This is a genomic window from Marinactinospora endophytica (assembly GCF_054780875.1).
The window spans coordinates 102,778-121,545 of record NZ_BAAGVM010000009.1 but is presented as its reverse complement, the minus strand read 5'-3'; the positions used below and the strand labels follow the sequence as shown (position 1 = coordinate 121,545).

The window sequence follows — 18,768 nt, the reverse complement described above, 5'->3', positions numbered from 1 at the left end:
TGTCCGGCCCGGCCGCGTGTCCGGAGCGGGGAGCCGCCCTGGCAGGTGTCCCGAGACCACACGAGGGGCGGAGCGCCACTGGCGCTCCGCCCCTCGTCTCACGTGAACCACCGCTCCCTACCGGAACGGCCCGTCGTCGTAGCGGTAGGCCCCCGCGTCGTAGTCGTCGGCCTGGTGGCGACCGCCGGGGTGCGGGCCGCTCTGCTGTGACGGCCACCCGCCGGACGGCCCGTCATGGCCGTAGCCGGCCTGGTGGCCACCGGACGGCTGTCCCGGCGTTCCCCCCTGGCCCTGACCGTAGTCGCCCAGCATGTCGGGATAGGCGGAGTCATAGGGCGGGAGGGTTCCGCGCATGCCGGGGTATTCGCCGGTGGGTGCGGCGGGTGGTACCTGGTCGTTGCGGGTGTAGGAGCCGGTGTCGTAGGGGCCGCTGTCGTATCCGCGGGTGTAGGAACCCGTGTCGTAGGGCTGCGGCGGCGCGAAGTCGGAGTTCCCGTGCGCCGGCGTCGGCGGAACCGCGGGAGGCTCGGTCACCGGGGACTGCCATCCCGGCCCCGCCCCCTCCACGGGGTAGCCGCCGCCGTACCCCGGGGACGGCTCCGGCGCCTCGCCGTAACCGGGCCCGCCCGGGGCGGGCGGGAGGGTTCCGCGCATGCTGGGGTATTCGCCGGTGGGTGCGGCGGGTGGTACCTGGTCGTTGCGGGTGTAGGAGCCGGTGTCGTAGGGGCCGCTGTCGTATCCGCGGGTGTAGGAACCCGTGTCGTAGGGCTGCGGCGGCGCGAAGTCGGAGTTCCCGTGCGCCGGCGTCGGCGGAACCGCGGGAGAGGACGGACCGGGGCGTTGGTGGGACCCGGTGTCACCGGCCGACCACAGCGGGGCGGGCGTGTCGGCGGCAGGCGCCTGCGGGGAGCCGAACGGTGCCCCGCCGAGGGGGTCGTTGGCGGGTGGGCGTGGGGTCGCGTTGGTGAACGATCCGGTGTCGTAGCCGGGGCGGTTGTGGGATCCGGTGTCGTAGGAGGTGGGTGCCGGTCCACCGAGGGGGTCGGTGTAGCCGGACCGGCTGTGCGATCCGGTGTCGGAGGCCGCTCGGCTGTGGGACCCGGTGTCGTAGGAGGTGGGCGCCGGACCGCCGAGGGGGTCGGTGTAGCCGGACCGGCTGTGGGATCCGGTGTCGGAGGCCGCTCGGCTGTGGGATCCGGTGTCGTAGGAGGTGGGCGCCGGACCGCTGAGGGGGTCGTTGGCGGGTGGGCGTGGGGTCGCGTTGGTGAACGATCCGGTGTCGTAGCCGGGGCGGTTGTGGGATCCGGTGTCGGAGGCCGCTCGGTTGTGGGATCCGGTGTCGTAGGAGGTGGGTGCCGGTCCACCGAGGGGATCGGTGTAGCCGGACCGGCTGTGGGACCCGGTGTCGTAACTGGACCGGCTGTGCGATCCGGTGTCGTAGCCGGATCGGTTGTGGGATCCGGTGTCGTAGGAGGTGGGCGCCGGACCGCTGAGGGGGTCGTTGGCGGGTGGGCGTGGGGTCGCGTTGGTGAACGATCCGGTGTCGTAGCCGGGGCGGTTGTGGGATCCGGTGTCGGAGGCCGCTCGGTTGTGGGATCCGGTGTCGTAGGAGGTGGGTGCCGGTCCACCGAGGGGATCGGTGTAGCCGGACCGGCTGTGGGAACCCGTGTCCGAGGAGGGAGCGTTCAGCGACGAGGAGGCCGCGAGCGGGTCCCGCTCGGCAGGAGCGTCCTCCCACTGCCGCTGCTGGGAGGAGGAGCCGGCCGGGGGGTTCCACACGACCGTCGCGTCCGTGGCGGAGGAGGCGGACGACGAGGACGGCGGGGGAGGAGAGGCCTGCGGAGCGTCGTCACTGTGGCCGAGGCTGGCGAGCATGGCCAGGTTCGGGTCCGCGATGGTCGCCCCGCCGTCGGCGGGCGCCTCCGCTGGACGGGGCGCGTCGTCGCGGGAGCGACGGCCACGGGACGGAGGGGCGGGCTCGTCCTCGTAGAGGTCGTCGTAGTCCTTGTCCCGTACGGCCTCCATGGCCTGCGTGGACTCGTTGCGCGTGTCGCGCCGTCCGGCGGCACGGTCGGACTCGCGGGGTTCGTCGCGGTCGCGGTCGTCGCGCTCCCCGAAGGGGGTGTCCTCCTCGTCGGCCAGGCTCGACCAGAAGGCGTTGTCCGACATGCCGTCGGAGTCGTCGCCCCAGTCGTCGTCGCGCGGGCGGCGTCCACGGGAGCGACGGGCGGGACGGGGCTCGTCCTCGTCCTCGTCCCGCGACCGGCGTTTGGCGCGTTGGCGCGGGGCCGGCTCGTCGTCGGGATCGTCGTCGCGGGCGGAGGCCCGGCGGGAACGACGCGGCCGTTCCTCGGGCTCCTCGCCGCCCTCCTCGGTCTCGTAGTCGTCGTCGTAGTCGTCGTCTCTGGCGGCGTTGGGGCCCAGAGCGCGCATGCCCAACACGACGAGGATGAGCACGACGATGATGACGACGATGGCAACAAGCGCAATGATCATGGTGAACACACCACCCTAGGCCCCATGGCCTTGTAGAGGACAACAGGTGCCACCGGCGGTGGTGATGGTACTGGCCGGTAACGGACCGCGCCCGTGACATGGGCGGCCGGACGGTCGGCCGTCCGGACCGGTCCTTCTGGCACGCGATGGAAGCCGGGGCAGCCCCGGACGTGCCCGCCGGATCCGGCGGGCTGGGAAATGGACCCCCCGGCGTGGCCGGCGAGGCGCGCCCGACCGGGCGCGGTCCGCTCTGAGGCTCGACCGCTCCGGCGCGACTGCGTACACGGAAAGAATTCGGTCATCAGAAAATCAACGGGGGGCACGGCCCCACTTTATGCATAGATGTGTGGTGCGTGCAGTGGGCGGCTGAAGACGCGTGCTGTGACCGTCCGAGGCGTGATGTCGTGAATCCGCGCCGGAGAGCCGAGGCGGAGCCGGTGACCGTGGCGGATTTCACCGCCACGTCCCCTGAGCGGCCACCGGGATCACCCACCGGTCGCGCTGAGCCGGCCCCGCGCCAGCGTGTTGCTCGCGATCGCGCCCAGCGCCTCGTCCAGTGGGGCGCTCTCGGGCAGGTCGATCTCCGAACCGAGCGCGTAGACGGTGAAACGGAACTCGTGCTCGTCGCCGTCCGACGGACAGGGGGGCTCATAGCCGGTCGCGCCGGAGCTGTTCACTCCCTGACGGCCGGGCTGGGGGACACCCCCTTCGGGAAGCTCGGGGTTCTCCGGGTCCAGGCCGTAGACCACCCAGTACACCGTGGCCCCCGCGTCGGCCTCGGGGTCGTCGACCACCACCGCGATCGACTCGGTCCCCGAAGGCAGGCCGGACCAGCGCAGCGGTGGGGAGACGCCGTCACCGTCGCAGGTGTAGCGGGCCGGGATCGTCTCGCCCTCTCGGATCATCGGGCTGGTCACGGTGATGTCGTCGGTCGTTTCGCCGTTGGCGCCGCCGGTCAGGATGCCGCAGCCGGTGGACGCGGCCAGGAGGACGGCGACCCCTCCGGTCACGACGGGCAGCCGGCGCCCTCGGGTGCGCCAGGGGACCGGAGAGAGACGTGCGACCGGGATCATGGGGCTCCTGCGAAACGCGGCGATCGGGCGGGACGGACGGACACCCGCCGGAGCGCGCCGGCCGGCCCGACAGAAAGGGCGGCGGCCCGCTCCCCGGCGGAGTTCCTTCCGAACCTTACTGCGGTCTACGCCCACGCGGACCCTGGATGCGCACAGTGCAACCGTGGCGTGACAAGGAGTCACCTCCATGTCGGCGCGGTACCGGGCGCGCGATCCGATCGGTGACCATGGAACCGTGCGGTTTTCGATCCTGGGTCCGTTGACGGTCCACGACGTGGAGGGACGCGACGTCCCCGTCGCCGGCGCCAGGTTGCGCGCGTTGCTCGTGCTGTTACTGCTGCACCCCGGTCGCGCGGTCGGCGCCGACCAGCTCGTCGACGGGATCTGGCCCGACGCCCCGCCCGCGGGTGCGGCCAACGCGCTGCAGGCCCTCGTGTCGCGGCTGCGCCGGATCCTCGGCCGGCGGGCGCCGGTGCGCGGCGAGGCCGGCGGGTACCGTTTGGAGATCCAGGCCGACCAGGTCGATCTGTGGTGTTTCGAGGAGTCGGTGCGACGGGCCCGGGCGGCCCGCGACGCCGGTGACCCGCTGGCCGCGGAGCGGGAGTACGCGGCGGCCCTCGCGCTGTGGCGGGGACCGGCGCTGGCCGACGTCGCCGGAGTCGACGCGGCCGAGGGGATCGCCATCCGGCTGTCCCGGCTGCGCCGAGCGGCCGTCGTCGAACGGTTGGAGGCCCTCGTGGACCTGGGTCGGTACGCCGAAGCCCTCCCCGACATCGAGGCCGAGGTCGCGCGCGACCCCCTGAGCGAGCCGCCGGTGGGCCTGCTCATGCGGGCACTGGCCGGCGACGGGCGGCAGGCCGAGGCGCTGACGGCCTATGAGCGGCTACGCCGTGACCTGGCCGAAGAGCTCGGTGCCGACCCGTCCCGGCCCCTGCGCGACCTGCACACACGCCTGTTGCGCGACGAAGCGGGGGGAAGGCGGCCCCCCGTTGCCGAGTCCTCGGCAACGGTCTGCCTGCCCCACCAGATGACCAGCTTCGTCGGTCGCGACACCGAGGTGGAGACGGTGATCGGGCTGCTGGCCCGGGAGCGGCTCGTCACGCTCACCGGCCCCGGAGGGGCGGGGAAGACCAGGCTGTCCATCGAGGCCGCGGCCCGTCACGCGCGGCGCTGTCGACATCGGGCCGTGGGGGTGTGGTTCGTCGAGCTGGCCCCGGTCACCGACGGCGCGGCGGTCGCCAACACGGTCCTCGCGGCGTTGGGCCTGCGGGAGCGCGCAGTGGTGGGACTGGGCGTCGGCGGGGCGATGGCCGTCTCCACCCCGTTGGAGCGGCTGCGCGAGGCCCTGACGGACCGGCCCGTCCTGCTGGTGCTGGACAACTGCGAGCACCTGGTGCGGGAGGTCGCGGAGTTCACCGCGCGCCTTCTGGCGGCCTGCCCGGAGGTACGGGTGCTCGCCACCAGCCGCGAACCGCTCGGCGTGGCGGGCGAGCACCTGGTCACCGTCGGCTCCCTTCCGCTGCCCCCGGCCGACGCGACCCCGGCCCAGGCGCTGGCCTCCCCCTCGGTGCGGTTGTTCGTCGAACGCGCCGCGGCCCTGTCACCGGGCTTCGCCGTCGACGACGAATCGGTCGGCCACGTCGTGCGGATCTGCCGCGAGCTGGACGGCATCCCCCTGGCGTTGGAGCTGGCGGCCGCCCGCGCGCGGGCCATGCCGCCGGCCCTGCTCGCCGCGCGGCTGTCGGACCGCTTCCGCCTGCTCTCCAGCGCGCAGCGCCTCGCGTCGCCTCGGCACCGGACGCTCCAGGCGGTCGTCGACTGGAGCTGGGACCTGCTCGACGACGCGGAACGGGCGCTGCTGCGGCGCCTGGCCGTGTTCGCCAACGGCGCGACGCTGGAGGCCGTGGAGCGCGTCTGCGCCGATCCCGGCGCCCCGGGGCTGGTAGGCGGACGCGACGTCTGGTCGACGCTGTTCGCCCTCGTCGACAAGTCCCTCGTCACCGTCGAGGAACGGCCGGGTGACACTCCCCAGACGCCCCGCTACCGGATGCTGGAGACGGTGCGCGCCTACGGACTGGAGCGGCTGGCCGAGGAGGGAGAGCGGGAGAGGGTGGGCGAGGTCCACGCCCGGGAGGTGCTGAGGTTGTGGACCCGGGCCGATCCACGACTGCGCGGTCCCGACCAGCTGCGCTGGATGGCGCGGCTGCACGCCGAGTGCGACAACCTCACCGCCGCGTTGCGCTGGGCCTCGGACCGGCGCGACGTCGAGCTCGGACTCGACCTGGCCCACGCGGCCCAGTGGTACTGGCAGACGAGCGGGAGGTGGTCGGACGCGGCCCGATGGTCCTCGACGCTCGTCGCGCTGGCCGGGGAGCGGCCGACCGCGGGACACGTGGTCGCCTACGCCGAATGCCTGACCGTCATGGCCGTCGACGGCGAGGACCCGGGGGAGATCGACGCGCTGCTCTCCCGCGTCGAGGAACTGATGGGGGAGGCCGGTGAGGAGCTCCAGGACCACCCCAACCTCGTCTTCGTGCCGCTCTACCACGCCCTGCTGGCCGCGGGAACGGAGGCGGTGAGCGGACTGGGCACCGTGGCCACGTTGGAGTCCGCGCTGGAACGCATCATGGCGTGGCCACGCCAGGACGACCCGTGGCTGCGGGCGATGCGGGCCTTCCTGGAGGGGATCATCTCCTTCCAGGTCGGTCGGGCCGAATACGCCCGAGAGCGGTTGACCGCGGCGGTCGAGGGGTTCCGACGGAGCGGGGACCGCTGGGGGATCGCTCAGGTGTTGACCTCGCTGGCCGAGATCCTCCGTTTCTCCGACGTCGAGGCCGAACGCGCCGCCCTGGACGAGGGCATGCGGCTGGCCGAGGAGATGGGACTGATCGACGCCGTGGCGGTCTTCCGGATCAGGTTGGCATCGGTGGAGGCCGAGCAGGGCCGTCTCGACCAGGCGTACGCGCACCTGAGGGCCGTCAGGAGGCCTGCGGACAGCGGGATCCTGGAGGGACAGCTGTCCACCGTCGTGCGGCTCGCCGAGGTCGAGGTGGCCTGGCGGGCCGGCGACCATGACCGGGCCGAGGAAGTGCTGCGCGGCCTCCTGCCGGTTCCGGAGTCGACGGGGGTGGCGCTGCGGGCCCAGCTGCAGGTCATCTGGCACTGGTACCACGCCCGCGTCGCCATCGACCGCGGGCGTCATCGGGCGGCCGGTGAGCATCTCGCCGCGGCCTGGGACAGCGCCCAGGGGTTCGCGGGCGGCCCCGATCTGGCGGCTCTTCTGGAGACGGTGGCGGTGCTGTTCGTCGCCGAGGGGAGACAGGAGCGGGCCGCGACGCTCATGGGCTACGCCGAGGCGTTGCGCGGCCTGCCCGATCTGACCGGTCATGAGGCGGCACGCGTGCGCGAGGCGCTCCGGGAAGTCGACACGGCCGCGATCCACGAGCGGGCCCGCCAGGCCACGCGGGCCCAGATCATCGCCGAGGTCGACGGCTGGTTGCGCGACCACCGCCGCGCCTGCGAGGAGGGGACGGCGGGCGCGCGGCCGGCCCATCGGGAGTAGCCCGCTCGGTGGGGGCTGCCCGGGGCGAAGGCCGTGGTGCCGGCGATCGGCCGGATCGCGTCCCGCCGCGACGGCCGGGCCGTCCGGCGTCGCGTCCCCGGTGTGGGCGAGCGCGCCCCCTCCGGGCGTCCGCTCGGCCTCCACGTGTGTGGGGCCGCCGAAGGCCGCGGGAACGCCCGTGGCGGGCCGAAGACGCTGACCGTCGCCGGCGCGCGGCGACGGTCCCATGGACGTCGGGGTCGGCCAGGGAGGAACCGGGAGGAACGCGGACGTCATGACCGCCTTGGCCGTTGCCGCGACGCCCGGCGCCATCGTCGCGGTCGGCGGGCGGCGCGCCCCGTCACCGGGGATCGCGCCGTTGGGAGGCCGGGGGACGAACGGCGGCCGGCGGAAGCGCTCGACGAACCCCGTCTCGGTGACGGTGGTGGGCGCGACGCCGGTGCCGGCCGTCGCGAGGGGTGTCGGCCGCGCGGTGAGGTCGGGGACGACGCGCCCCCACTGGGCCGCCGGCCGCCCGCCGTGGCCTCGCCCGACACGGCACGAACAGGCCGGCGGAGAGGCCGCGGGCCGGGCGCGGCTCTCTTCCCCGGCCGCCGCTGATCCCGGCCGGAGCGCGTCACTTCGGCGGGAGAGCGCGCCGCGCGGCGGTTCCCGGACCAATACGGCGGCGGGATGGGGAGCGGAACCGGGTGTGGCCTCCAGCGGCGTGCCGGCGAGGCCGGCGTCGGAGGGGCGAAACGGTGGGGTCGGACCGTGGCCGCGGCCGGCCCGGCGGGGCAGGCCGGCACGGGCGCGCCACACCCTAGACTCACACGGGTGAAGACCGCCACGCTCCGCCCTCCCCGCAATCGGGTCTCGCCGCGCGCGGTCCACGTGTGGACCGTTCGCCGGGCGATGGGGGCACTGATCATGACCGCCGGGTTGGCCGCGCTGGTCTGGGCCGCCTGGTACTTCGAGTGGTCCTGGATCCCCGCCCCGATCGCCGAGCGGCTGTGGTGGATCCCCACCCTCTACGGGATCTACCAGGTCGCCGCGACGCTCGTGGTGCCCCGGTGGCGTTACCGCGTGCACCGGTGGGAGATCGCCGCCGACGTCGTCTACACCAGGGTCGGCTGGCTCAACCGGCACTGGCAGCTCGTCCCGGTCGGCCGGATCCAGACGGTGGACCACACCCAGGACTGGCTGGAGCGCCTGTTCGGGGTGGCGACCCTGGTGTTCCAGACGGCCTCCCACGAGGGCTCCTCGCGGATCGAGGGGCTGGACGCCGCGCAGGCCCGGCAGCTCTCCGAGGAGCTGGCCGCGCGCGCCGGGGAACTCAGGGACGACGCGACATGAGCGGCGAGGAGGAACGCCACGCCGCCGAGGGCCGGCCCGAACCGGAGGCCGGCGAAGGCGGGAGCACGTCCCAGGAGGCCTCGCGGTCCGCGTTCGCCGCCGGATCGCAGGGGCCGGGGGAGGAGCGCTCTCCCGTGGCCGGGTCCCCGGATCCGCTGCCCCAGGCCGAACCGGAGTACCGGCTGAGCCCGCTGACGGTCATCACGGCTCCGATCCGGTACCTGAAGTCGTTCATCGTCCCGATCGCCGTGGCCCTGGTGGCCGGCAACTTCAACCCGTGGGTCCTGGGCTCCTCGGCCGCCGTCCTGCTCGGCATGCTGGTCACCGGGTTCGTCACCTGGCGGACCTTCCGCTACCGGGTCGGCGCCCAGCGGCTGGAGATCCGCAAGGGACTGCTCAACCGGTCTCGGCGGACCATCCCCCTGGAACGCATCCGTGGGGTCGATGTCACCTCCACCCTGCTGCACCGGCTGCTCGGCCTTGCCGTCGTCAAGGTCGAGGCCGCCGCGGGCGGGGGCAGTGAGGAGGAGGGCCGGCTCGACGCGGTGCCCCGGGAAGAGGCCGAGCGGCTGCGCGACGTCCTGTTGCACCGCAGGGCCGTCCTGCGCGGTGAGGAGACGCCCGGGGAGGCCGGGGCCCCGGCCGACCACGCCGCTTCGGGGGCGACGGTCCCCGAGGACGGGAACACGCCGGAGACGGACGGATCGCACGACGTCGTCTACTTCTCGATGCCGCCGGGGTGGTACCTCTACGCGGTCTTGAGCCTGGGCTACCTGCTCACCCCGTTCGCCGCGCTGGCCGCCCTGATCGGTTTCGTGGGGCAGATCGGCGGCGACCTCGGTGTCGACGTGGCGGACGAGGCCGCCGACCTCATCCCCCTCCTCATGCGCGACGGCGCGGCGCTGCTGACACTCATCGCCATCGCCGGGGTGGTGACGCTCATCCTGCTCATGCCGGTCTTCGCCGTCGTCACCTACACGGTCGGCAACTGGGGTTTCACCCTGCGGCGCCGCGACCAGTCCCTGGTCACCGAACGGGGGCTGTTCACCAGGCAGAGCGTGACCCTGGAACACCGCCGCATCCGTGGCCACGAACTCATCGACAACCCGTTGGAACGGCTGCGCCGGGCGGTGCGCCTGCGGGCGATCGTCACCGGGCTGGGGGACGTCTCGACACGCGCCGCCCTGCTGCCGATCGGCCCGCGCGAGCGGGTGCACGAGGTGGTCGAAGCGGCGTTGACGCCCTATCGGGGGACGCTGACGCCCCATCCGCCCGCCGCCCGCTCCCGCCGGCTGTTCCGCGCGATCGTGCCCTTCCTGGCGCTGGGAGCCGCCGCCGCGCTGGCGGACCTGCCCTGGGTCGCCGCGGCGTGCGTGCTGGTGGCCCTGCTGGGGGTTCCGCTGGGACTGGACCGCTACCGTTCCCTCGGGCACGGGTACGACGGCCGGCAGGTCAGCGTCAGGTCGGGGTCGCTGCGTCGGGAACAGTCCGTTGTGCGGCGCGACGCGATCATCGGTTGGAAGTGGAGCAGCAGCCCGTTCCAGCGCCGGGCCGGTCTGGCGACGCTGCGGGCCACCGTCGGGGCCGGGCGGGGCGGCTACGACGCGATCGACGTCGGGTTCGCCGCCTCCGTGGCGTTCGCCCAGGAGGTGACGCCGGAGATGGTGCGGCCCTTCCTGGCCGAGGGGGACGCGGACGGAGGGGAGCCGCCGCTCACCGGGGGCGACGGCGGGCCCCGGCCGATCGGGTGATCGGCCGCGGGCTCACTCGGGCTTCTTCGCCCCGAACATGATCTCGTCCCACGACGGGACCGAGGCGCGTCGGCCACGTCCCTTGCGACGGGCCGCCTGGGCGCCGCCCCCGCCCGCGGCCGCGGCGGGCAGCGAGGTCTCCTCCTCGGGGGAGGGGGCGGGGTGGCGTGCGGGCTGCTCGGTCCGGGCCGCCGGCGCGGCCGGGTCCGAGGGGTCGGTGGCGGCGGGGCGGGAGGCCGGGGCGGAGTCGGCCACGGGCGAGACCGGGCGGACGAGCTCGGGGGTGATCGAGACGCGGCCGGAAGACGAGGCGGCGGGAGCCGGCGGCGCGGCCTCCCCTTCGAGGTCGGCCGGGGGCGAGGAGGGCTCGCCCGTCGCGGCCGGGGCCTCGCGCATGGGCTGACGGCGGGGCACGAAGGGGGTCACGTTCGCGCTTCCCGGCCCGAGGTCCAGCGGTTCCTCGGGGACGGGGGAGGAGAAACGGGCGGCCTCGTCGTCGGCCGGGGTCACACAGCGGCGGCGTGGCTCATAGATCCAGTGGGCCAGTCGGGCCTCGCCGTCGGACAGGAAGGACAGTTGCACCTGCCAGGCCCCGTCCTCGCGTTTCCAGGAGTCCCACGTGGCGTCGCCGGTCTCGATCTGGTGCTGGCCGACGCGCTCGGCGACGATGTCGCCCAGGACCGGACCGGGGGCGGCGTCGCCCTGCCGGCGTACGGTGGCGCGCTGCGCCTGCTGGGCCATGTACTCGCGTTCCTGTAGCACCGGACCCTCGAACCAGCGCACACGCTCGATCGGGATGCCGGCGGCCTCGGCGATGGCCTCCGCGGTCTCACCGGCGCGGATCCTGGCCTGGATCTCCTTGGGGCGCAACGGATTCTCCACTTCGATCTCGTACTGGCCGAGCCGGGAGAACTGGCCGCGCACGGCGGCGCGGAGACGGTCGTCAACGGGCAGCGTGAAACGGGTCCCCCGGCCGGCGCTGGCCAACACCAGGTAGGTGCCGTCCTCGCTGACGGCGACGAGGCGGAGCTCCTGCATCGCCCTCCCTTTCGCGTCCCGTCGAGGGTAGGTCCTAAGCCATCCCCCATGTCTCAAGTGTCGTCGGCGTACGCCCGTTCGGCCAGTACCCCGTCCGGCATGTCCGAACCGCGCGGCCGTGGGACCGTCGGTGCCGCCCGCCGTCGCGATGCTGAAACGGCGGGGATGTGGCCCTGCCGTCCCCCATCTTGACATGGGCGGCCTCCCCATCCCCGTCAGCCGGGAACGGTTTCGGTCCGTCGGGTCTTGACGCCTGACGGCGATGCTATCTCCCGCCGGGCACCACCGCCCGATAGGTCCACTCCGTCGGGAACTTCCGCCCCTTTCGCCGGGAAGCAGGAGCTCATCGCGGGACTGAACGCAAATCGACACGCCGTATGCTGCGCAAAGGTGATCTATCAAATCTCTTTTGGTTATCGGAACATCGATGGGCGCGGCGGAAGTTGTCCACTTATGGACGAGAAGCGCCGGCGACGGCCGGCGTCCGCAAACGGGGCACGCCACCCCGACGAGCAACGGGGAGACCACCGCGTCCGGCGCGGTGACGGAGGGGGAGGATGAGCGAAGGCCAGGACGAGAAGAAGAGAAAACGCATCGACCTGAGCATGTCGCAGGTGGTCGGTGGCGGTCTGGCCACGCTGACCGCGGCGACCGCGGCGTCCTACCTCGGTGTCTACGGCACCATCATCGGCGCCGCGGTCATGAGCGTCATCAGCACCGCGGGGACCGCGGTGGTCCAGCACTTCCTGAGCCGAAGCGGGGACAAGGCCCGTGACTTCGCCGGACGCGCGCACCTGACCAGGAACCGGCGGCCGGAACCGCGCAGCGCCACCGAGGAGTTGCGCGCCGCGGGGCCGGGGCGGGTCGGCGACGCCGACACGCTGCTGGCGGCGACGACCGAGATCGGCGAGACATCCGCCGAGAGGGACGACCCCGCCACCCGGGTGCTCCCCACGGTGGGAGACGCCGCTCCCACGACCGTCTTCCCGGCGACCGGGCGGACGGAGGGACACGACGCCACCGAGCTGCTCGCCACGGGACGGAAGACGGGCGCGGCCCGTCCCGACGCCCCCGATGGGGAATTCCCGGACGAGCGCGTGGACCGGGGAGGGCCGGACAGCCGCACCTGGTGGCGGCGCAAGGAGATCATCATCCCCGCGGTGGGGATCTTCCTGTTGGTCATGGCCGTCATCACCGCGTTCGAGCTGTTCTCCGGCCGGACGCTGACGGCGACCGTGCACGGACAGGACGGCCGGTCCGCGCCCTCGTTGCTGGGCGGCAACGCGGCGCAGTCCACGGAGGAGACCCCCTCCCAGGAGACCGGGCCCGACACGGGCATCGAGGACCAGCAGGAGCCGACCGGCCAGCCCACCACGGCCCCCACCGAGGCGCCCGGAGGCCAGGGCGGTCCCTGGGGACAGCAGGACGAGTCCACCGATCCCACGGCCCCCGCGACCCCGGGAGACGAAGGCGACCCGACCGGCGCACCCACCGCGCCGGGGTCGGGCGAGACCGGGGACGGCACGTCCGGGCAGGACGGCCAAGGAGGCCAGGACGGGCAGGACGGCCTTGACGGCGGCGCCGACGAAGGCGCCGGAGGCGGCGGCCAGGGGAGCGGGGCGTTCCCACCGGCCGCTCCGCAGCAGCAGGGCCAGCCGGTGCCGTGACGCACCGGTGGGCGACGCGAGAGGCCGGGCGCCGCTCCCCGCGGGGAGCGGCGCCCGGCCGCCTGTCAGGGCCCGAACACCTGGTCCAGGTAGGCGTTGGCGAACCTGCGCTCGGGGTCGACCCGTTCCCGCACCTCCAGCGCGTCGCCCAGCCGCGGATAGACCGATTCGAGATAGGCGCGGTCGCGGGTGTGGATCTTGCCCCAGTGGGGCCGTCCGCCGACCTCCGTGAAGATCGGCTCCAGGTCGCCGAAGTACTCCAGGTAGGGGGAGCCCCGGTAGACGTGGACGGCGACGTAGGCGGTGTCACGGCCATAGGCGGTGGACAGCCACACGTCGTCGGCGGGGGCGAAGCGCACCTCGATGGGGAAGCCGATCCGGTGGTCGCCGCGCTTGAGCACCGCGCGGATCCTGCGCAGGACCTCGCGCAGGTGATCGGCCGGGATCGCGTACTCCATCTCGACGAACCGCACCCGGCGGGGGCTGGCGAACACCCGGTACGAGGCGTCGGTGTAGGAGCGCGCCGACAGCGCGCGCGCCGACACCTGGTTGATCGCGGGGATCGCCCGAGGCGCCCGCCGTCCCAGCCGGTTGACCACCTCGAACACCGAGTTCGACAGGAACTCGTCGTCGAACCAGGCGCGGAACGAGGACAGCGGGTCGGCCGGTCCGGCCACGCGGTTGTTGCGCTTGGTGTTGGTCAGACCCGTGTGCGGGAACCAGAAGAACTCGAAGTGGTCGTTGTCCGCGCGCAGTTCCTCCAGCCGTTCCAGGACCTCGTCCAGCGGCATGGGCTCCTCACGGGCGTGCAACAGGAAGGCCGGCTCCACCGCCATCGTCAGCGCGGTCACGATCCCGAAGGCCCCCAGCCCCACCCGGGCGGCGTGGAACAGCTCGGGTTCCTCCCGGGGCGAGCAGGTGACGACCCGCCCGTCGGCGAGCACCATCTCCAGGGCGCGCACCTGCGCCGCCAGCCCGCCGGCGTCGCGTCCGGTGCCGTGCGTGCCGGTCTGGACCGCCCCGGCCATGGTCTGCACCGCGATGTCGCCCATGTTCGCCAGTGCCAGGCCCCGGGCCGCGAGCGCCTCGTTGAAGTCGCACAGGGGCCTGCCCGCCTCGACGGTGGCGGTGCCGGCTTCGAGGTCGACCGAGCGCAGCGCGGTCAGCGCGCTGGGGGCCAGGAGGAGCCCGTCGGTGAGGGCCACCCCGGTGAAGGAGTGTCCCGTGCCGACCATGCGTACCCGCAGACCCTCCGCCGCCGCCGATCGCAGCGCCGTGACCACGTCAGCGGTGCTGTTAGGAACGGTCCACCGCTGAGGAACCGTCTCGTAGGTGCCCGACCATGTGCGCCACGTCACATTCGTCATGGTCCAGGAGGCTACACACGCCGGGCGCCAGGGGATAGGGTCACCGGCCCGGGTGACCTCCATTACGCCGGGTCACGGCTTTGTCGTGGCCGTGACCTGGTTTCATGGAGACCATGAGGCCCTACGACGCGTTTCTGCTCATCTCTTTCGGCGGCCCGGAGAAGACCGACGACGTCATCCCCTTCCTGGAGAACGTCACCCGCGGCCGCGGCATCCCCCGTGAGCGGCTGGCCGAGGTCGGCGAGCACTACTTCCTCTTCGGTGGTGTGAGCCCGATCAACCAGCAGTGCCGGGACCTGATCGACGCCATCCGCGCCGATTTCGACGCCGCGGGCGTCGACCTGCCGATCTACTGGGGCAACCGCAACTGGGACCCCTACCTGACCGAGACGGTCGCGCAGATGGCCAAGGACGGGGTGCGGCGGGTCGTCGCCCTGGCCACCTCGGCCTACAGCAACTACTCCAGCCACCGCCAGTACCTGGAGGACATCGACCGCGCCCGCGAGGCGGTCGGCCCCGACGCCCCGCAGATCGACCTGATCCGCCCCTACTTCGACCACCCGGGGTTCATCGACTCCTTCGTCGACCACACCCGGGCCGCGCTGGACCGCCTGCCCGCCGACCTGCGCGGCGAGGCCCGCCTGCTCTACTCCGCGCACTCCATCCCCATCGCGATGGCCCAGGCCAGCGGCGACCCGCGGCGTGAGCACGGCCCCGAGGGCGCCTACGTCGACCAGCTCGCCGAGGTGGCCCGGCTCATCACCGAGAGGGTCGGCGGGGAGCACGCCTATGACCTCGTCTACCAGAGCCGCAGCGGCCCGCCCAGCCAGCCGTGGCTGGAACCCGACATCAACGACCGGATGGAGGAGCTGGCCGCCGAGGGGGTCAAGGCCGTCGTCGTGGTGCCCTACGGCTTCGTCTCCGACCACATGGAGGTCAAGTACGACCTCGACGTCGAGGCGGTGGCCACCGCCGAGCGGCTCGGCCTGCGGATGGAGCGGGCGTTGAGCCCGGGCACCCATCCCGCGTTCGTGGCGATGGTCCGCGACCTGGTCGAGGAACGGGCCGAGGGACGCGAGCCCGCGGGGCTGAGCCGGCTCACCCGCGAGTGCCACGACTGCCCGCCGGACTGCTGCAAGCTCCGCTGACCCCGGCCGCCGCGCACATCCCATGGTCGGACGCCGCTCTGTCGAGCGTCCGACCGGTCCCGATAGGGTCGGAGGGATCCGGTGCCGGAGAACGGGGGTTGTCGTGGCTCGTCCTTGGTATGAACTGTCGGAGTACGTCCGGCTACGGCGGGTGGGGGGACTGCGTCTCTCACCGGACGGGACACGCCTGGTCGCCCCCGTCAGCGAGCTGAAGCCCGATGGGAAGTCGTTCGGCACCGCGCTGTGGGAGATCGACCCGCGCGGCCAGGCCGGAGCGCGCCGGCTGACCCGCTCCGCCGAGGGCGAGTCCGCGCCCTGCTTCCTGCCCGACGGCTCGCTGCTGTTCACCTCCAAGCGTCCCGACGCCCAGGCCGAAACCACCGACGCCTCCGTGCCCGGGCTGTGGCTGCTACCCGCGGACGGGGGCGAGGCCAGGCAGGTCGCCGCGCGTCCGGGCGGGATCGGCGCGGTCGCGGTGGCCGCCGAGGCGGGCACGGTCGTCTTCGCCTCCGCGACCTTCCCCGGTGCCGCCGACGCCGAGGCCGACGAGAAGGCGCGCGCGGCGCGGACGGACGCGGGGGTCACGGCGATCCTGCACGAGGAGCACCCCGTGCGCTTCTGGGACCACGACCTGGGGCCGGCTCGGCCGCGGCTGTTCGCCGCCGACCCGCCCGCCACCCCCGACGAGCCGCTGGGACCCCGGCGCGACCTCACCCCCGAACCGGGCAGCGCGCTGGAGGGGACGGCGCACGAGGTCACGCCGGACGGGCGGACCGTCGTCACCTCCTGGGCCGTCCCCGACGGCCCGGGAACGCACCACCACGACCTCGTCGCGATCGACCTGGCGACGGGGGAACGGAGGAGCGTCGCCGAAGGGGGCCCCGGCCGCGACTTCGACGGTCCGCGCGTCTCCCCGGACGGCACCCGCGTGGCCGCGATCCACTCCTTCGACGGCGACTACGACAACGAGGTCCGTGACGCCACGCTGTGGGTGGTCGACCTCGCCACCGGTGAGGGACGCGACGTGCTGGCCGGACACGAGCTGTGGCCCCTGGCCCTGGCCTGGGCGCCCGACTCCTCCGCGGTCTACTTCACCGCCGACCATGCGGGGCGCCGTCCGATCTTCCGAGTGGACCTCGCCACCGGCGACCTCCTCAGGCTCACCGCCGACGACGGCGCCTACAGCGAACTGTGCCCCGCCCCCGACGGGCGGACGCTGTACGCGCTGCGCGACTCCTGGGACGAGCCCCCCACCCCGGTCCGCCTGGCCGCCGATGAGGCCGGACAGGAGCCGGTGCGGCTGCCCGGCCCGGAGCTGCCCTTGGAGATGCCGGGGCGGCTGACCGAGGTCGAGACGACCGCGGACGACGGGACCCGGATCCGCGCCTGGCTGGTCCTGCCGCCCGGCGCCTCGGCGCAGTCGCCCGCCCCCCTGCTGTTGTGGGTGCACGGTGGCCCCTACATGAGCTTCAACGCCTGGTCGTGGCGGTGGAACCCGTGGCTGCCGGCCGCCCGGGGATACGCCGTCCTGCTGCCCGACCCCGCCCTGTCCACCGGGTACGGTCAGGACATGCTCCGCCGGGGCTGGGGCCAGTGGGGGCCGCGCACCTTCGCCGACCTGATGGCGATCACCGACGCGGCGGTCGCCCGCGACGACATCGACGCCGGGCGCACCGCGGCGATGGGCGGCTCCTTCGGCGGCTACATGGCCAACTGGATCGCCGGGCACACCGACCGTTTCAAGGCGATCGTCACCCATGCCTCCCTGTGGGCCCTGGACGGCTTCCACGCCACCACCGACTCCCCGCCGGTGTGGATGCGCGAGTTCGGGGATCCGCGCACCCAGCCGCAGCGCTACGAGCTGAACTCCCCCCACCGCCACGTCGCGGCCATCCGCACCCCGATGCTCGTCATCCACGGCGACAAGGACTACCGGGTCCCCATCGGCGAGGGGCTGCGGCTGTGGTGGGACCTCGTCAGCCACCGGGTCGACGCGAAGTTCCTGTACTTCCCGAGTGAGAACCACTGGATCCTGTCCCCGGGCAACATCAGGGTCTGGTACGAGACGGTGTTCGCGTTCCTGGACCACCACGTGCAAGGCAAGGAGTGGCGCCGTCCCGACCTGCTGTGACCCCGCAGCGCGCCGGGAAACGCCACGATCGTGAGGGGAGAAGCATGACCACGTCCGCATCGGCGACCGATCCGCGGGAGCTGCTGACATTGGCGGTGGAGGCCGCCGAGCACGCCGGCCGGCTGGCCGCCGAGGGCCAGGCCAAGGTCGGGGTGCTCGCCACCAAGTCGACGCCCACCGATGTCGTCACCGAGATGGACCGCGCCGCCGAACGCCTGATCCGCGAGCGCCTGCTCGGCGCGCGGCCGGGCGACTCGCTGCTGGGCGAGGAGGGGGGTGCCAGCGGTGGCTCCAGCGGGGTGCGCTGGATCGTCGACCCGATCGACGGGACCGTCAACTACCTCTATGGGCGGGCGGAATGGGCGGTCAGCATCGCCGCGGAGGTCGACGGCGAGGTCGTCGCGGGTGTGGTGGCCGCCCCCGTCCTCGGCGAGGTCTACACGGCCGTGCGCGGTCAGGGCGCCTGGTGCGCGGGGGAGCGGCTGCGCGTGAACGAGGGGGTTCCGCTGGAGATGGCGCTGGTCGCGACCGGCTTCGGCTACGCCGCGTCGCGGCGTGCCCACCAGGCCCGGGTGCTGAGCGAGGTCCTGCCCCGGGTGCGCGACATCCGCAGGGCCGGCGCGGCGGCGTTGGACCTGTGCGCGCTGGCCCACGGCCGGATCGACGCCTACTACGAGCGCGGACTCAACCCGTGGGACTGGAGCGCCGCCGCGCTGGTGGCCGAGGAGGCCGGAGCCAGGGTGGGCGGACTCGACGGGGCGCCGGTCGGCCCGGATCTCGCGATCGCGGCCGCCCCCGGCCTGTTCGAGGCCCTGCACGACCTGCTGGCGCCCCTGGGGGCCGACACCGATGGCGGGGACGGCCGGTAACGGGCCGCACGCGGCCGGCCGGGACCTGGGGTGGGTCCCGGCCGGCCGTACGCCCTGGGGTGTCGGGTGATCGCTAGGCGCAGTGGGGGTCGATCCCGTTGCGGACGGCGATGCGATGCAGGTCTTCGAGTTCCGACGCATGGGCGTCGACAAGGAACTCGTCTCCGGCCGCGCGAGCGGCTTGGAGGGAAACGGAGATCTCGGCGATACGGACGCGGAGCTCCGCCAGAAACTCGCCCATCATCACACTCCTCTCACCACATGGACAGCGGTTGCTGGGCATACCCATGTGAGGTCTTGGCTCAAACCTTGACTTTGGTCCTCTCCTGAC

Annotated in this window: 12 protein-coding genes; 7 read left to right on the top strand and 5 right to left on the bottom strand. The window is 73.4% G+C overall.

The features are described from left to right. Positions 1–117 precede the first annotated feature (117 nt). Entirely contained in the window at positions 118–2,496 is a 2,379-nt protein-coding gene (locus ACYVHU_RS17655) for a hypothetical protein (RefSeq protein ID WP_498949041.1), read from the bottom strand. Positions 2,497–2,981: 485 nt separating this feature from the next. Then, positions 2,982–3,569, bottom strand: coding sequence for a YbhB/YbcL family Raf kinase inhibitor-like protein (locus tag ACYVHU_RS17650; RefSeq protein WP_078762486.1), 588 nt, complete (start codon positions 3,567–3,569; stop codon positions 2,982–2,984). Positions 3,570–3,804: 235 nt separating this feature from the next. Between ACYVHU_RS17650 and ACYVHU_RS17645 the strand changes: the two genes are divergently transcribed. The 3 genes from ACYVHU_RS17645 to ACYVHU_RS17635 all read left to right on the top strand — a co-directional run bounded on the left by ACYVHU_RS17645 (position 3,805) and on the right by ACYVHU_RS17635 (position 10,217). After that, positions 3,805–7,131 carry an AfsR/SARP family transcriptional regulator gene (locus ACYVHU_RS17645; protein WP_498949039.1) on the top strand — a complete coding sequence of 1,109 codons (3,327 nt, stop codon included), beginning with the start codon at positions 3,805–3,807 and terminating at the stop codon, positions 7,129–7,131. A gap of 816 nt (positions 7,132–7,947) precedes the next feature. Next, a complete protein-coding gene (locus ACYVHU_RS17640) occupies positions 7,948–8,466 on the top strand; it encodes a PH domain-containing protein (protein ID WP_235001030.1) in 519 nt (172 codons plus the stop codon). Then, positions 8,463–10,217 carry a PH domain-containing protein gene (locus tag ACYVHU_RS17635; RefSeq protein ID WP_498949038.1) on the top strand — a complete coding sequence of 585 codons (1,755 nt, stop codon included), beginning with the start codon at positions 8,463–8,465 and terminating at the stop codon, positions 10,215–10,217. The genes ACYVHU_RS17640 and ACYVHU_RS17635 overlap by 4 nt, the downstream gene beginning before the upstream one ends. Before the next feature lie 12 nt (positions 10,218–10,229). On the opposite strand, the gene sepH is transcribed toward ACYVHU_RS17635, so the two are convergent. Next, complete coding sequence (sepH, locus tag ACYVHU_RS17630; RefSeq protein WP_498949037.1) at positions 10,230–11,255, bottom strand: septation protein SepH; 1,026 nt, start codon at positions 11,253–11,255, stop codon at positions 10,230–10,232. A 557-nt stretch (positions 11,256–11,812) separates the two neighbouring features. On the opposite strand from sepH, the gene ACYVHU_RS17625 reads away from it, so the two are divergent. After that, positions 11,813–12,922, top strand: a complete 1,110-nt coding sequence (locus tag ACYVHU_RS17625) for a hypothetical protein (protein ID WP_078762491.1) — start codon at positions 11,813–11,815, stop codon at positions 12,920–12,922. 65 nt (positions 12,923–12,987) lie between these two features. On the opposite strand, the gene ACYVHU_RS17620 is transcribed toward ACYVHU_RS17625, so the two are convergent. Next, positions 12,988–14,289, bottom strand: coding sequence for a D-arabinono-1,4-lactone oxidase (locus ACYVHU_RS17620; protein WP_078762492.1), 1,302 nt, complete (start codon positions 14,287–14,289; stop codon positions 12,988–12,990). A 113-nt stretch (positions 14,290–14,402) separates the two neighbouring features. Here ACYVHU_RS17620 and ACYVHU_RS17615 point away from each other — a divergent pair, with 113 nt between their 5' ends. The 3 genes from ACYVHU_RS17615 (at position 14,403) to ACYVHU_RS17605 (ending at position 18,437) form a co-directional block, all read left to right on the top strand. Further along, positions 14,403–15,437, top strand: a complete 1,035-nt coding sequence (locus tag ACYVHU_RS17615) for a ferrochelatase (protein ID WP_078762493.1) — start codon at positions 14,403–14,405, stop codon at positions 15,435–15,437. A 103-nt stretch (positions 15,438–15,540) separates the two neighbouring features. Then, positions 15,541–17,568 carry a S9 family peptidase gene (locus tag ACYVHU_RS17610; protein ID WP_078762494.1) on the top strand — a complete coding sequence of 676 codons (2,028 nt, stop codon included), beginning with the start codon at positions 15,541–15,543 and terminating at the stop codon, positions 17,566–17,568. A 44-nt stretch (positions 17,569–17,612) separates the two neighbouring features. Beyond that, on the top strand, positions 17,613–18,437 hold the full coding sequence (locus ACYVHU_RS17605; protein WP_078762495.1) for an inositol monophosphatase family protein: 825 nt from the start codon (positions 17,613–17,615) through the stop codon (positions 18,435–18,437). 73 nt (positions 18,438–18,510) lie between these two features. On the opposite strand, the gene ACYVHU_RS17600 is transcribed toward ACYVHU_RS17605, so the two are convergent. Next, on the bottom strand, positions 18,511–18,681 hold the full coding sequence (locus ACYVHU_RS17600) for a hypothetical protein (protein WP_159457275.1): 171 nt from the start codon (positions 18,679–18,681) through the stop codon (positions 18,511–18,513). Positions 18,682–18,768: the final 87 nt, after the last annotated feature.